This is a genomic window from Pseudomonas sp. 2hn, from assembly GCF_019646095.1.
GTDB classification, from domain to species: Bacteria; Pseudomonadota; Gammaproteobacteria; order Pseudomonadales; family Pseudomonadaceae; genus Aquipseudomonas; species Aquipseudomonas peradeniyensis.
In genome coordinates this window covers 190,999-204,238 of sequence record NZ_CP081016.1, presented here as the reverse complement: position 1 = coordinate 204,238, position 13,240 = coordinate 190,999, and the positions used below count along the sequence as shown (strand labels likewise).

Genomic DNA, 13,240 nt, shown 5'->3' with positions numbered 1-13,240 from the left:
CATGGCCCAGGCCAGCGCCCTCAGGGCGCCCGTCCCGCCCGCTGAACCGTTCAAGGTCGAGGATACCGCCCTGCGCCCGGAGGTGAACCAGGCGCACATCCGCTTCATCGGCCTGGGCAAGACCTATCCGGGCCAGGGGCAGCCGGCGCTGCAAGGCATCGACCTGAACATCCGCCGGGGCGAGATCTTCGGCATCATCGGCCGCAGCGGCGCCGGCAAGTCCTCGCTGCTGCGCACTATCAATCGCTTGGAGCAACCTAGCCAGGGCCGGGTGCTGATCGACCAGGTGGATATCGCGCCGTTCGACGAGGACCGTCTGGTGGCCTTGCGCCGGCGCATCGGCATGATCTTCCAGCACTTCAACCTGATGTCGGCCAAGACCGTGTGGCAGAACGTCGAGCTGCCGTTGAAGGTGGCCGGGGTGGCCAAGGCCGAGCGCCAGCGCAAGGTGCGCGAGCTGCTGGAGCTGGTCGGCCTGGCGGAGAAACATCACGTCTACCCGGCGCAACTGTCCGGCGGGCAGAAGCAGCGCGTCGGCATCGCCCGGGCGCTGGTGCATGACCCCGAGATCCTGCTGTGCGACGAGGCCACCTCGGCGCTGGACCCGGAAACCACGGCCTCGATCCTCGAACTGCTGCGCGACATCAACCGGCGCCTGGGCCTGACCGTGGTGCTGATCACCCACGAGATGGCGGTGATCCGCGACATCTGCCAGCGCGTAGTGGTGCTCGAACGTGGCGAGATCGTCGAGCAGGGCGAGGTCTGGCAGGTGTTCGGCGCGCCGCGCCACGACGTCACCCGCACCCTGCTCGCACCGCTGCAGACCAAGCTGCCGGCAGCCTTGCAGGCCAGCCTGCGCGCCCAGCCGGTCAGCCGCGACGCGGCCGTGGTACTCAAGCTCGACCTGGTCGGCGAGCCGGAGCTGAGCGCCCTGTTCAACGACCTTGGCGGACGCGTGCGGCTGCTCCAGGGCGGCGTCGAGACCATCGGCGAGCAGGCCCTGGGGCAGTTGATCCTGTCCGTGCGCGGCTCGCCATTGGACACCCACCAATTGCTCGAACGCGCCCGCCGCTGGGCCGCGGATGTGGAGGTACTCGGCCATGTGGATTGATCGCCTGCTGCAAGGCCTGTTAGACACCCTGCTGATGGTCGGCGTGTCCTCGCTGGTCGCGCTGCTCGTCGGGGTGCCGATGGCGGTGCTGCTGGTCACCAGCGACAAGGGCGGGATCTTCGAGGCCCCGGCGCTGAACCGGGTGCTGGGCGCCATCGTCAACCTGTTCCGCTCGATCCCGTTCCTGATCCTGATGGTCGCGCTGATCCCCTTCACCCGCCTGGTGGTCGGCACCACCTATGGCGTGTGGGCAGCCGTGGTGCCGCTGACCATCGCCGCCACGCCGTTCTTCGCGCGGATCGCCGAGGTCAGCCTGCGCGAGGTCGACCACGGCCTGATCGAAGCCGCCCAGGCCATGGGCTGCCGGCGCTGGCACATCGTCTGGTACGTGCTGTTGCCGGAGGCCCTGCCGGGGATCGTCGGCGGCTTCACCATCACCCTGGTGACGCTGATCAACTCATCGGCCATGGCCGGGGCGATCGGCGCCGGGGGTCTGGGGGATATCGCTTATCGGTACGGATACCAACGCTTCGACAGCCAGATCATGCTGACCGTGATCGTGATGCTGGTGGCATTGGTGGCGGTGATCCAGCTGGGCGGGGACCGTTTGGCCAAGGGTTTGAACAAGCGTTGACGACAGGCCGCCGCCTCACAGTCAAAACTGACTCAAAGCTTGATTCTGGCTGTGAGGCTCCTGCACACGACAAGAACGAAATTATAATTTCGTTTCCCCACAGAAACATCATCCAACATATGAAAACTAAGTAATGGTTTAGTTTTTCTTGAAACCTGACCGTTGTGCGACATAATCGAAGCTATTCTTTCGCTTCAGACAGGTCGCGTTCGCATGAACGGTCTCACACAGATCCGCACCCCTGCCGAGCTGGGAAACACGGTAAGAAACATCCGGAAAAGCCAGAACATCACCCAGACCGATCTCGCGCTGATCGTCGGCAAGAGTCATGTCCTGCTCAGGGACATCGAGCAGGGCAAAGGCAGCGTTTCTCTCGCCAGCGTCCTGCAAGTACTACAGGAGCTCGGCATACGGCTCTACGTGGATACACCTGACCGATGAGAATGCTCGAGGTCCTCATAAACGCCGATCACGTCGCCACGCTACGCGACGATGGAGGTGTCTGGAGCCTTTCGTACACGTCGGGGTGGCGCTCCAGCGCAACGGGGTATGACCTTTCTCCCGCACTTCCCAGAGCCCGCGAGACGATTGTCGACAGCTCCTCCTATCGCCCGGTCCAGTGGTTCTTCGACAACCTTCTGCCAGAAGAGCACGCCAGGTCCCTGCTGGCCAACGACGCCAGAATCGAATTCGCCGATGCCTTTGGCCTGCTCGGGTACTATGGGTCGGAGTCAGCCGGTGCGATCACGCTGCTGGAGGACCTGGCGCAAGACCAGCCCGATGGGCTCAGGCCGCTCACCGATGCCCGACTTAGTGAACGCATTCGTAACCTACCGCATAGCGCGCTGACCACGGGAGCACCGAAACGCATGTCGCTGGCCGGCGCGCAGCACAAGCTGCCAGTCGTGATAGTAGGCAATGCCCTGTTCGAACCCGAAGGCAACACGCCGTCAACCCACATCCTCAAGCCCGATCACCCGCTACGCGAGCTGTACGATGCAACCGCCATCAACGAATGGTTCGTGATGCGTCTGGCTCGGGTAATGAACCTCGCAGTACCTGACGTGTCATTTCGGCGCGTACCGGAAGCCGTCTACCTGATCGAGCGCTTTGATCGCATGGGTCACGGCGAACGGCTCGAACGCATACATGTGCTGGATGCGTGCCAGCTCCTGGCGTTGGACAAAAGCTTCAAATACCACCAGGCGACACCGGAAACACTACTGAAAATCCTGGATCTTGTGCGCAATGTCGCACAGACCCGCATGCAATTGTTTCGCTGGCTGGTATTCAACATCCTGGTGGGGAACAACGATGCACACCTGAAGAACCTGTCGTTCTTCATGCATCCGGACGCTTGCTATCTGGCTCCGCACTACGATCTGCTGTGCACCGCTGTGTATGGTGACTCGGCCGCCCCCTGGCTGGACGCGGAACTGGTGTGGAAACCTGATGGAGTCCGCACCCACGGTGAGGTCACCAGGGACAGCGTGTTGAGCCTTGGTGAAGCCATCGGCGTACGTGGAGCACTCGGGCAAAGGATCATCGATGAGCTTGTACCGGGCACTGAGACCCAGGCCAAGGCTTTGCTTGATCAGCATGTGGACGGCTTGAACGCTGGTGAGAGCAGGCTCGTCAGGCGGATCGTGCATGGCGTGATCCGCGACATGACGCAAAGGCTTCGTTACTGACGGACTCAGCCCCAGTGCAGCTCCGCCGCCGGCACCGGCCGCCCGAACCAGTACCCCTGCCCCAGCTGGCATTGCTGCTCCAGCAGGAACCGCGCCTGCTCCGCCTGCTCGACCCCTTCGGCGTGCACCTGCATGCCCATGCTCCGCGCCAGGGCGATGATCACCCGCACGATGGCGATGTCGTCCTCGTCATGGGGCAGGCCCGCGACGAAGCCCTGGTCGATCTTGAGCTTCTGCACGGGCATTCGCTTGAGTCGCAGCAATGACGAATACCCCGTGCCGAAGTCGTCAATGGCCAGTGTCACGCCCAGCTCGCGCAAGCGGTGAAGCTGCTCCAGGGCAACCTCGGGATCTTCCATCACCGCGCTCTCGGTCACTTCGAGTTCGAGCAGCGCAGGGTCCAGCCCGGTGTCGTGCAATGCATCGGCCACCTGCCGGTACAGGTCGCGCTGGCTGAACAGGCGGCTGGAAATGTTCACCGCGACGAACGCCAACTGCCGACCCTCGGTCTGCCACTGCACCATCTGCCGGCAGGCCTGGTGCAGCACCCAGGCGTCGATCTCGGCGATCAGTCCGGTGCGTTCGGCGATGGGGATGAACTCCCCGGGCGGGACCAGGCCGCGCTGGGGATGCTGCCAGCGCACCAGTGCCTCGACGCCGATCATTCGGGCGGTAAACAGGTCGTGCACCGGCTGGAAGAACACCCGCAGCTCCTGCTGCTCCAGCGCCCGGCGCAACTCGCCGGCGGTCTCGACCCGCTGCTGGGCATGGGCGGTGAGCTCCTCGGTGTACAGCGCATAGCAGGCTCGGCCGTTGCTCTTGGCCTTGAACAGCGCCGAGTCGGCGTTGCGCAGCAACTGCTCGGCGCTCAGCGCATCGCTGGGGAACAGGCTGATGCCGATGCTGACGCTGATGAACAGGCGGTTGTCTTCGAAGCAGAACGGTTCCTTCAATCGCTCGATGATCGATTGCGCCAGCTTGCCGGCCTGGCCGACCTGCTGGCAGTTCTCGGCCAGCACGCCGAACTCGTCGCCGCCCAGCCGGGCCAAGGTCACGCCGCTGCCCAGCACCTGGCGCAGGCGCTCGCCGACCAGCTTGAGCAACTGGTCGCCGATGGTGTGGCCGAGGCCGTCGTTGATGCTCTGGAAATGGTCGAGGTCGAGCAGCAGCAGGGCGCAGCCGCGCTTGTTGGCCTGGGCCGCGGCCATGGCCTGCATGGCGCGGTCGTTGAACAGCAGGCGGTTGGGCAGGCCGGTCAGCGGGTCGTGATGGACGAGATAGGCCAGTTCTTCCTCGGTGTGCTTGATCGCGCTGATGTCGCTGAAGACCGCGACGTAATGGCTGAGCGCGCCACTGTCATCGCGAATGGCGCAGATCGTCTGCCATTGCGGGTAGATCTCGCCGCTTTTGCGGCGGTTCCAGATCTCCCCGCTCCACTCGCCCTGCTCCGCGAGGGCGGCGTAGATCTGCTGGTAGAACGGCGCGCCATGCCGACCGGACTTGAACTTGCTCGGGCGCTGGCCGATGACTTCTTCCTGCTGGTAGCCGGTGATGCGCATGAAGGCCCGGTTGACGTGCACGATCAGGCCATTGCGGTCGGTCACCAGCACACCCTCAAGGGTGCTGTCGAACACCGCCGCTGCCATGCGCAGGCGCTCGCGGTCTTCACTGCGCAGGCGGGCGCCGATGCCGATGAAGTTCAGCAGGCGGGCACGAGAGACGAAGATCAGCAAGGCACTGAGCAGTACCCAGACCACCACGTTGATCTGCCGGCCCACGACCAGCGCCAGCGGGTCGTCGGTCATGCCACGCAGAACCAGCTCGGACAGCACCAGCCAGAGGATCGAAAGCACCACGTAGAGCCCGGCCATGCGCAAGGCGTCGCGAACGGAAACAGACATGTCGGGTGGAGGAGCCCATGAAAAAGGAAGGGGCATTATAAGGGCTGAAACACCCTGTGACCTCCTATCTAAAAGGGCGACTGGTTTTATTTCCCCGCCCAGGGATAATGCGAGCGCTGTTCCCCTGAGTTTTCGAGGGTCTTTCCCGTTATGTGGTATTACGGTCTACTCGACTTGTCGGCCTGGCAACTGGTCGCCGTCACCCTGCTGATGACCCACCTGACCATCGTCAGCGTCACCATCTACCTGCACCGCTACTCGGCGCACCGCGCGTTGGAGCTGAACGCGGGGCTCAAGCATTTCTTCCGTTTCTGGCTGTGGCTCACCACCGCGCAGAACACCCGCGAATGGACCGCCATCCACCGCAAGCACCACGCCAAGTGCGAAACCCCGGACGACCCCCACAGCCCGGTGCACAAGGGCCTGGGCACCGTGCTGCGCAAGGGCGCCGAGCTGTACCGTGAAGAGGCGCGCAACGAGGAAACGCTGCGCATCTACGGCAAGAACTGCCCGGACGACTGGATCGAGCGCAACCTCTACACCCGCTACAAGCTCGGCGGCATCGCCCTGATGGCAGTCATCGACCTGCTGCTGTTCGGCACCATCGGCATCACCATCTGGGCGATCCAGATGATGTGGATTCCGTTCTGGGCCGCCGGCGTGGTCAACGGCCTGGGCCATGCCGTGGGCTACCGCAACTTCGAGTGCCGCGACGCCGCCACCAACCTGGTGCCGTGGGGCATCATCATTGGCGGCGAGGAGCTGCACAACAACCACCACACCTACCCCAACTCGGCGAAGCTGTCGGTGCGCCGCTGGGAGTTCGACATGGGCTGGATGTGGATCCGCCTGCTGAGCCTGCTGCGCCTGGCCAAGGTGCAGCGCGTCGCGCCCATCGCCCATCGCGTGGAGGGCAAGGCGTCGCTGGACATGGACACCGCCATGGCCATCCTCAACAACCGCTTCCAGATCATGGCCCAGTACCGCAAGCTGGTGATCGGCCCGCTGGTCAAGCAAGAGCTGGACAAGGTCGACGCCTCGGTGCGCCACCGTTTCCGCCGTGCCAAGCGCCTGCTCTCGCGGGAAACCAGCCTGCTGCAGGACCGCCACCACGTGCGCATCGAGTCGATGCTGGCCCACAGCCAGGCACTCAAGACCATCTATGAAAAGCGCCTGGCGCTGCAGCAGATCTGGGCGCGCACCAGCGCCAACGGCCACGACATGCTCGCCGCGATGAAAGATTGGGTACACGAGGCCGAGGCCAGTGGCATCCACTCGCTACGTGACTTCGCCGCCCAGCTCAAGACCTACTCGCTGCGCCCCAACGGCGCCTGAGCACCGTTGATCGGCATGCCCCGTAGCGGGGCGTGCCGACCGGAACTTCCCCTGCGCAAATCGACTCAAACCCGGCATATCGCCCGCGTGGCGGGCCGGACCGTGGCCGCACGCCCATCGTCGAGAAACGTTCCGTGCTCATGGCCAAAGACCTCCCACCCACACCTGCCGGCACTCCCCGCCCAGAAGCCGCCCAGACCCTGCTGGCCCTGCTCCACGCCCAAGGCGAAGTGGCTCGCCTGAGCGAACGCGAGCAGCTGTACAGCTCGCTGCTCGACAGCGTCAACGCCGTGCTCTGGGCCTTTGACTGGGAAACCCGCCAGGTGCTCTACGTCAGCCCCGCCTACGAGCGCATTTTCGGCCGCCCGGCCAGCCTGGTACTGGCCGACTACAACGAATGGCGCGACGCCATCTACCCGGACGACCTGGAGTACGCCGAGCGCAGCCTGGCCCAGGTGCTGGTCAAGGGCACCGTCGAGGACCGCGAGTACCGCATCCTCAATGCCGCCGGCGAGGTGCGCTGGCTCAGCGACAAGTGCTACATCAACCAGCAGCGCGAGGGCGACCAGCGGGTGATCATCGTCGGCATCGCCGAGGACATCACCGAAAAGAAGCAGCTCGAAGGCGAGTTGCAACGCCTGGCCACCACCGATGTGCTCACCCAGAGCAGCAACCGCCGGTACTTCTTCGAGTGCGCCCAGCAAGCCTTCGACAGCGCCCGCGAGGAAGGCACGCCGATGGCTTTCCTGCTGCTGGACATCGACGATTTCAAGCACATCAACGACACCTACGGCCACCAGGAAGGCGACCAGGTGCTACAGCGCATCGCCGACAGCGGCAAGGCCGTCCTGCGCCGTGGCGATCAGTTCGGGCGAATCGGTGGCGAGGAGTTTGCGGCAGTGTTCCCCGGCTGCACTGCACAAGTGGCCGAGCAGATTGCCGAGCGTCTGCAGCGGGAAATCCAGCGGTTGAGTTTCATCCATGGCGAGCACACCTACGGGGTTACCGTAAGCCAAGGGCTGACCGGGCTGCAGGATGAGGATGAAACGCTCGACAGCCTGTTCGCCCGAGCAGACGCCGCCATGTACCGTGCCAAGCGCCAGGGCAAGAACCAGATCGTTAAAGGCTGAAGCGGATCACTTCACGGCTGCGGTACTCCACTCGTAATCGATCGGCCCGCTACGTGGCCCAGCCAGTTTCCCCCCGGGCTCTTTCTCCAGACCCTCCTTGAAGCCGACTTCAAGAAAATGCCATTGCTGATCGGTGATTTCACCCGCCAGAGCGATGGCTTGGGCTGTGTAGCGTTTGATCAATGCAGCCTTCCTGGAATCTTTCGAATAGCTCATAGGTACCTCCGATATGTGGAAAGTACGTTGCTGGCTCATAGCCGCAACGGGTAGAACGAGACTCCCGGCTGAATCGCGAACGAAGCCAAGCGACTGATACAGGGGTTCAGCCCCCGGGTCGGGCTGTTGAACTTCGATTCGCGAGTACTTGAGCATCCTTGCGTACTCCGCAACCGCCAGCAGCGACAGTGATGCCACCAGCCCTCTCAGTGGGTTCCCAGGACCTGGCTTGCCCTCCAGCAGGATGATCTTGATGCAGCGCCTGCTTTGCCGGGGACTGGCATAGCAAAGACCGCAGAGCTCTCGTTCTGACCACAACGACAGGTCGAAACCTTTGAGATCGCAGTCAGTCCATCGCGGCACCTCCTCCCAAGGGAAGTGGTGAGTCTGCTCGCCCCAGCGCTGAAAAGCCTCGACAGCCCTGTGACCAATGGGTTCGAAACACAGCTTGTCGACGTCAAGCCCAGGCCTGAGCAGACGTTGACTCCTGCAGAATGCTTGCAGGGCGAGCTTCCGCGCTTGCGATCGATAGACCTGATAGCGCAGACCACGGTGTCTGTACGTGCTCATCTTCGGCCGCAACCTTCCTGCCATTCCGTTGATGGAGTGAAGGGAAAGCTACGCCTGAAGGACTTCTCTGGATACGAACAGTCGTCCGCAAAATCTGTAGGAAGGGTCCCAAGCCTGATACAACCCCGGCGATACGCCGATCAGGCCTGGCGCTCCTCGCCCTCGGCCGAGCCTGCATCGGTAGCCGGCGCAATGACCGGGGCAACCTCCGGCTCGCTCGCGGCAGCTTCCGCTGCCTGACGCTCGGCCTCCTCCCGCGCCAGCGCCTCAGGGTCCACCTTGCGCAGCCGCGTCAGCTCCGGCAACCCAAGCTTGAGCAGGCGCGCCGTCTTGCTGCTGGCGACCTTCTCCAGCCCTTCGCTGGGCTTGAGCTGCGACAGCTGCCCGGCCAGGTTCATCGCCAGGATCTCCCGGGAATAGACGCCGCCGCCAAGCTGGTACACCGCGGCGATCAACTCGCGCAGGTCCAGCGGCAGACGCCAGCGGGTGCGCAGCGCCGAGCCGAACGGCGCGCCGAACTCGTTGAGCGACAGCTCCACCTGGTCCTCGTCCAGCTCGCCACCGGCCAGGCGCCACTCCTGCAAGGTACGCAGCACCGCCAGGTCACCCAGACAATGCAGCAGCCCCGCGCAATAGCAGCGCGCTTCGTCCACCTCGAGCATGCGCGCCAGGGTGCGGCCGTACTCGGCGGTGTGCAGCGACAGGTTCCAGTAATGGGTGGCGTGCCGGGTCAGCAGCGGGTCGCTCAAACGGGCGCTGCGCTTGAGCGTGAGGCCGAGGATGAGGTTCATGCTCTGGGTGCTGCCGAGCTTGTTCAGCGCCTGCAGCAGGGTCTGTACCGGCGCTTCTCGGTGCAGGGCGGCACTGTTGGCAGCGGCGATGAGCACGCCGGTGATCTGCGGGTCGTTGCGCACCTCTTCCTCGAGCACCTTGAGGTTGAGGCCATGGGGATTGAGGGCACGCTTGACCGCCACCTGCACATCGGCGAACAACGGGCCGCCATCGGCGGTGGCCCGGCGCTGTTCCAGGTAGGCCGGCAGTTGCGCGCCGGGCTGCAGCGGCGGTACCGGACAGGCGATCTGCTCGCCCACTGCCAGCAGCAGGTTCTCCAGGCGCTTGCGCAGGTTGTCCAGGTCGAGCGGTTTGCTCAGGTAGGCGGTCGGGTGCAACGGCAGCGCCTCGCGCACACTGGCGCTGTCGGTGCGGTCACTCATGAGGATGAACGGCAAACCGGGCTTGTCGCCCTTGGCGCGCACCTTGCGCAACAGATCGAGGCCGTCGAACCCTGAGAGTTCACGGGCGGCGATGATCAGGTCGGGTTTGGCCGCCAGCGCGCTCAGCGCCTCGGAACCATCGGCACAGACCTGCAGGCGGGCGTCGCAACGCACGCTGAGCAGCATTTCGCTGAGCATGTCGCGCACCCAGGGATCGCCTTCGGCAATCAGCACGCAGGGGGGGACGGGGTCGACAGCGCTCATGGGCTATTCTCCAGGCTATGACGCGCGATCCATCGCAGCTTCCATGGAATCCTCGTACAACCTTAGCGCCTGATGCCGGCCAACGGCACAAAAAAAACCCGCCGAGGCGGGTTTTTTTCTGAAACCTGTCACATTTTTCAGGCCAGTTCGGCGAAGCACTCTTCGATGATGGCCAGGCCTTTGTCCAGCAGCGCGTCTTCGGCGGTCAGCGGAACAAGGATCCGCAGGACGTTGCCGTAAGTGCCGCAGGACAGCAGGATCAGACCCTTGTCGCGAGCCTTGGCAACCACCTGGGCAACAGCGGCGGCGTTCGGGGTGTGGGTGCCTTTCTCGAAGACTTCCACGGCGATCATCGAGCCCAGGCCACGGACATCGCCGATGATCGGGTGCTTCTTCTGGATTTCACGCAGGCCAGCGGTCAGGCGCTCGCCGACTGCCTTGCTGCGGTCCAGCAGCTTCTCTTCCTCGAACACCTCGATCACGGCCAGGGCCGCGGCGCAGGCGATCGGCGAACCGGCATAGGTGCCGCCCAGGCCGCCCGGGGCGATGGCGTCCATGTACTCGGCCTTGCCGCACACACCGGCCAGCGGGAAGCCGCCGGCAATCGACTTGGCGAAGGTGGTCAGGTCAGGCGCGACGCCCATCTGCTCCATGGCGAAGAAGGTGCCGGTACGGCCGGCGCCAGTCTGCACTTCGTCGGCGATCAGCAGGATGCCGTGCTGGTCGCACAGGGCGCGCAGGCGCTTCATCAGCTCTTTCGGCGCCGGCAGGAAACCGCCTTCGCCTTGTACCGGCTCGAGGATGATCGCGGCGATGTCGCGCGGCTCCGCGTCGTTCTTGAAGATGCGCTCGACCGAGGCGATGGCGTCGTCGACGCTGATGCCGTGCAGTTCGCTCGGGAACAGGGCGCGGAAGATGCCGCCTGGCATCAGGCCCATGCCGGCGGAGTACGGCACGACCTTGCCGGTCAGGCCCAGGGTCATCATGGTGCGGCCGTGGTAGCCGCCGGTGAAGGCGATCACGCCGGCACGGCCGGTGGCGGCACGGGCGATCTTCACGGCGTTTTCAACGGCTTCGGAGCCGGTGGTGACCAGCAGGGTCTTCTTGTCGAAGTTGCCCGGGACCAGCTTGTTGATCTTCTCGCACAGCTCGACGTAGGGCTCGTAGGCCAGTACCTGGAAGCAGGTGTGGCTGACCTTGGTCAGCTGCTCTTGCACGGCGGCGACCACTTTCGGGTGCAGGTGGCCGGTGTTCAGTACCGCGATGCCGCCGGCGAAGTCGATCAGTTCGCGGCCTTCGACGTCGATCACCGTCGAGTTCTTCGCGGTGTCGACGAAGATCGGGTGGATCTGGCCGACGCCACGTGGGACGGCGGCGACACGGCGTTGCATCAGGGATTCGTTGGTCTTGCTCATAGTGCCCTCAATTGCGCCGGTTCTGCGGCGCTTTTGTTCGGGGGTGGCTGGATGCAGGCGTGCACAGTATTCGTTGATCGACTGCCACACATGCCCTGGCCACCAGGTACCGCTATGTCAAAAAGGCCAGCGAGACGTCGCTCTCGCGCCCCGCTGGCAGAGGTAAAAGCGTTTACCTGGCGATCAGACGCTGATGCACAGGTATTTGATCTCGAGGTAGTCCTCGATACCGTACTTGGAACCTTCACGGCCCAGGCCCGAGGCCTTGATGCCGCCGAACGGCGCCACTTCGTTGGAGATCAGGCCGGTGTTGATACCCACCATGCCGTATTCCAGGGCCTCGGCGACGCGGAACACGCGGCTCATGTCGCGGGCGTAGAAGTACGAGGCCAGGCCGAACTCGGTGTCGTTGGACATGGCGATGACTTCTGCCTCGTCCTTGAAGCGGAACAGCGGTGCCAGCGGGCCGAAGGTCTCTTCCTTGGCAACGGCGGCGGTCTTCGGCACGTCGACCAGGATGGTCGGCTCGAAGAAGTTGCCTTCGATGATCTTGCCACCGGACAGCACCTTGGCGCCCTTGGCGACGGCGTCCTCGATGTGCTCCTGGACCTTGGCGACAGCCTTGCCGTCGATCAGCGGGCCAGTTGTGGTGCCTTCTTCCAGGCCGTTGCCGATCTTCAGCTTGGCCACGGCGGCTTTCAGCTTCTCGGCGAACGCGTCGTAGACGCCGTCCTGCACGTAGATGCGGTTGGCGCAAACGCAGGTCTGGCCGTTGTTGCGGTACTTGGAGATGATCGCGCCCTCGACCGCCTTGTCCAGGTCGGCGTCGTCGAACACGATGAACGGCGCGTTGCCGCCCAGCTCCAGGGATACCTTCTTGATGTCCTTGGCGCATTCTTCCATCAGCTGGCGGCCGATTTCGGTCGAGCCGGTGAAGGACAGCTTGCGCACCAGGGAGTTGCCGGTCAGTTCGCTGCCGACTTCGCCGGCGCTGCCGGTGATCACGCTCAGCACGCCGGCCGGGATGCCGGCACGGGTGGCCAGCTCGACCAGGGCCAAGGCGGAGTACGGGGTCTGCGAAGCGGGCTTGAGCACCATGGTGCAACCGGCGGCCAGGGCCGGGCCGGCTTTGCGGGTGATCATCGCGGCCGGGAAGTTCCACGGGGTGATGGCGGCGGTGACACCGATCGGCTGCTTGATGACGATCAGGCGCTTGTCCGGCTGGTGGCCTGGGATGACGTCGCCGTACACACGCTTGGCTTCTTCGGCGAACCACTCGATGAACGAGGCGGCATAGGCGATCTCACCCTTGGCCTCGGCCAGTGGCTTGCCCTGCTCGGTGGTCATCAGGCGGGCCAGGTCGTCCTGGTGCTCGATCATCAGCTCGAACCAGCGACGCAGCTTGCCGGCACGCTCTTTGGCAGTCAGTGCGCGCCAGGCCGGCAGGGCCTTGTCGGCGGCCTCGATGGCGCGGCGGGTCTCGGCGGCACCCATCTTCGGCACGGTACCGATCACCTCACCGGTGGCCGGGTTCGTCACCTTGATGGTCTGACCGCTGTCCGCATCCAGCCATTCACCGTTGATGAAGGCCTGCTGGCGGAACAACTGAGCGTCTTTGAGCTGCATGTCGGCTTCCCTTTACTGCGAATTATTGATTGTTGAAAAGGCGCCCCGAGAAGGGGGCGGCCGTCACAAATTCGTGCACCAGGGTGTTCGACGCCTGGGTGCCGAGCGTTTGAAATCTCAAACGGAATGCTAA

General features: G+C 64.1%; 11 protein-coding genes. 6 read left to right on the top strand and 5 right to left on the bottom strand.

From position 1 onward, the window contains the following. Position 1: 1 nt before the first annotated feature. The 4 genes from K2O50_RS00980 (at position 2) to K2O50_RS00965 (ending at position 3,436) form a co-directional block, all read left to right on the top strand. Positions 2–1,111 (top strand): methionine ABC transporter ATP-binding protein, encoded by a 1,110-nt coding sequence (locus K2O50_RS00980; RefSeq protein WP_050703312.1) that lies wholly within the window; start codon positions 2–4, stop codon positions 1,109–1,111. After that, entirely contained in the window at positions 1,101–1,745 is a 645-nt protein-coding gene (locus K2O50_RS00975) for a methionine ABC transporter permease (protein WP_050703311.1), read from the top strand. Before K2O50_RS00980 ends, K2O50_RS00975 begins: the two co-directional genes overlap by 11 nt. A 213-nt stretch (positions 1,746–1,958) precedes the next feature. Continuing rightward, positions 1,959–2,186 (top strand): helix-turn-helix domain-containing protein, encoded by a 228-nt coding sequence (locus tag K2O50_RS00970; RefSeq protein WP_050703310.1) that lies wholly within the window; start codon positions 1,959–1,961, stop codon positions 2,184–2,186. 2 nt (positions 2,187–2,188) lie between these two features. Continuing rightward, a complete protein-coding gene (locus K2O50_RS00965; protein WP_218188883.1) occupies positions 2,189–3,436 on the top strand; it encodes a HipA domain-containing protein in 1,248 nt (415 codons plus the stop codon). A gap of 5 nt (positions 3,437–3,441) precedes the next feature. Here the strand turns inward: K2O50_RS00965 and dibA are convergent, their stop codons facing one another. Beyond that, positions 3,442–5,337 carry a phosphodiesterase DibA gene (gene dibA, locus K2O50_RS00960; protein ID WP_050703308.1) on the bottom strand — a complete coding sequence of 632 codons (1,896 nt, stop codon included), beginning with the start codon at positions 5,335–5,337 and terminating at the stop codon, positions 3,442–3,444. Between the two features lie 150 nt (positions 5,338–5,487). Here dibA and desA point away from each other — a divergent pair, with 150 nt between their 5' ends. Both desA and K2O50_RS00950 read left to right on the top strand, forming a co-directional pair. Next, positions 5,488–6,672, top strand: coding sequence for a delta-9 fatty acid desaturase DesA (gene desA, locus K2O50_RS00955; protein ID WP_050703307.1), 1,185 nt, complete (start codon positions 5,488–5,490; stop codon positions 6,670–6,672). A gap of 140 nt (positions 6,673–6,812) precedes the next feature. Then, positions 6,813–7,802 carry a sensor domain-containing diguanylate cyclase gene (locus K2O50_RS00950; RefSeq protein WP_050703306.1) on the top strand — a complete coding sequence of 330 codons (990 nt, stop codon included), beginning with the start codon at positions 6,813–6,815 and terminating at the stop codon, positions 7,800–7,802. Positions 7,803–7,808: 6 nt separating this feature from the next. On the opposite strand, the gene K2O50_RS00945 is transcribed toward K2O50_RS00950, so the two are convergent. The 4 genes from K2O50_RS00945 to gabD all read right to left on the bottom strand — a co-directional run bounded on the left by K2O50_RS00945 (position 7,809) and on the right by gabD (position 13,107). Further along, entirely contained in the window at positions 7,809–8,588 is a 780-nt protein-coding gene (locus K2O50_RS00945; protein WP_052896348.1) for a hypothetical protein, read from the bottom strand. Between the two features lie 140 nt (positions 8,589–8,728). Continuing rightward, on the bottom strand, positions 8,729–10,066 hold the full coding sequence (locus K2O50_RS00940; RefSeq protein ID WP_050703305.1) for a response regulator: 1,338 nt from the start codon (positions 10,064–10,066) through the stop codon (positions 8,729–8,731). Between the two features lie 137 nt (positions 10,067–10,203). Next, positions 10,204–11,481 (bottom strand): 4-aminobutyrate--2-oxoglutarate transaminase, encoded by a 1,278-nt coding sequence (gene gabT / locus K2O50_RS00935; protein ID WP_050703304.1) that lies wholly within the window; start codon positions 11,479–11,481, stop codon positions 10,204–10,206. Positions 11,482–11,664: 183 nt separating this feature from the next. After that, positions 11,665–13,107, bottom strand: coding sequence for an NADP-dependent succinate-semialdehyde dehydrogenase (gene gabD / locus K2O50_RS00930; protein ID WP_028688580.1), 1,443 nt, complete (start codon positions 13,105–13,107; stop codon positions 11,665–11,667). Positions 13,108–13,240 lie beyond the last annotated feature (133 nt).

Excerpts from the sequence above, each read along its gene's own strand:
- K2O50_RS00980 (WP_050703312.1), top strand. The coding sequence starts at position 2 with ATGGCCCAGGCCAGCGCCCTCAGGGCGCCCGTCCCGCCCGCTGAACCG.
- K2O50_RS00975 (WP_050703311.1), top strand. The coding sequence starts at position 1,101 with ATGTGGATTGATCGCCTGCTGCAAGGCCTGTTAGACACCCTGCTGATG.
- K2O50_RS00970 (WP_050703310.1), top strand. The coding sequence starts at position 1,959 with ATGAACGGTCTCACACAGATCCGCACCCCTGCCGAGCTGGGAAACACG.
- K2O50_RS00965 (WP_218188883.1), top strand. The coding sequence starts at position 2,189 with ATGCTCGAGGTCCTCATAAACGCCGATCACGTCGCCACGCTACGCGAC.
- dibA (WP_050703308.1), bottom strand. The coding sequence starts at position 5,337 with ATGTCTGTTTCCGTTCGCGACGCCTTGCGCATGGCCGGGCTCTACGTG.
- desA (WP_050703307.1), top strand. The coding sequence starts at position 5,488 with ATGTGGTATTACGGTCTACTCGACTTGTCGGCCTGGCAACTGGTCGCC.
- K2O50_RS00950 (WP_050703306.1), top strand. The coding sequence starts at position 6,813 with ATGGCCAAAGACCTCCCACCCACACCTGCCGGCACTCCCCGCCCAGAA.
- K2O50_RS00945 (WP_052896348.1), bottom strand. The coding sequence starts at position 8,588 with ATGAGCACGTACAGACACCGTGGTCTGCGCTATCAGGTCTATCGATCG.
- K2O50_RS00940 (WP_050703305.1), bottom strand. The coding sequence starts at position 10,066 with ATGAGCGCTGTCGACCCCGTCCCCCCCTGCGTGCTGATTGCCGAAGGC.
- gabT (WP_050703304.1), bottom strand. The coding sequence starts at position 11,481 with ATGAGCAAGACCAACGAATCCCTGATGCAACGCCGTGTCGCCGCCGTC.
- gabD (WP_028688580.1), bottom strand. The coding sequence starts at position 13,107 with ATGCAGCTCAAAGACGCTCAGTTGTTCCGCCAGCAGGCCTTCATCAAC.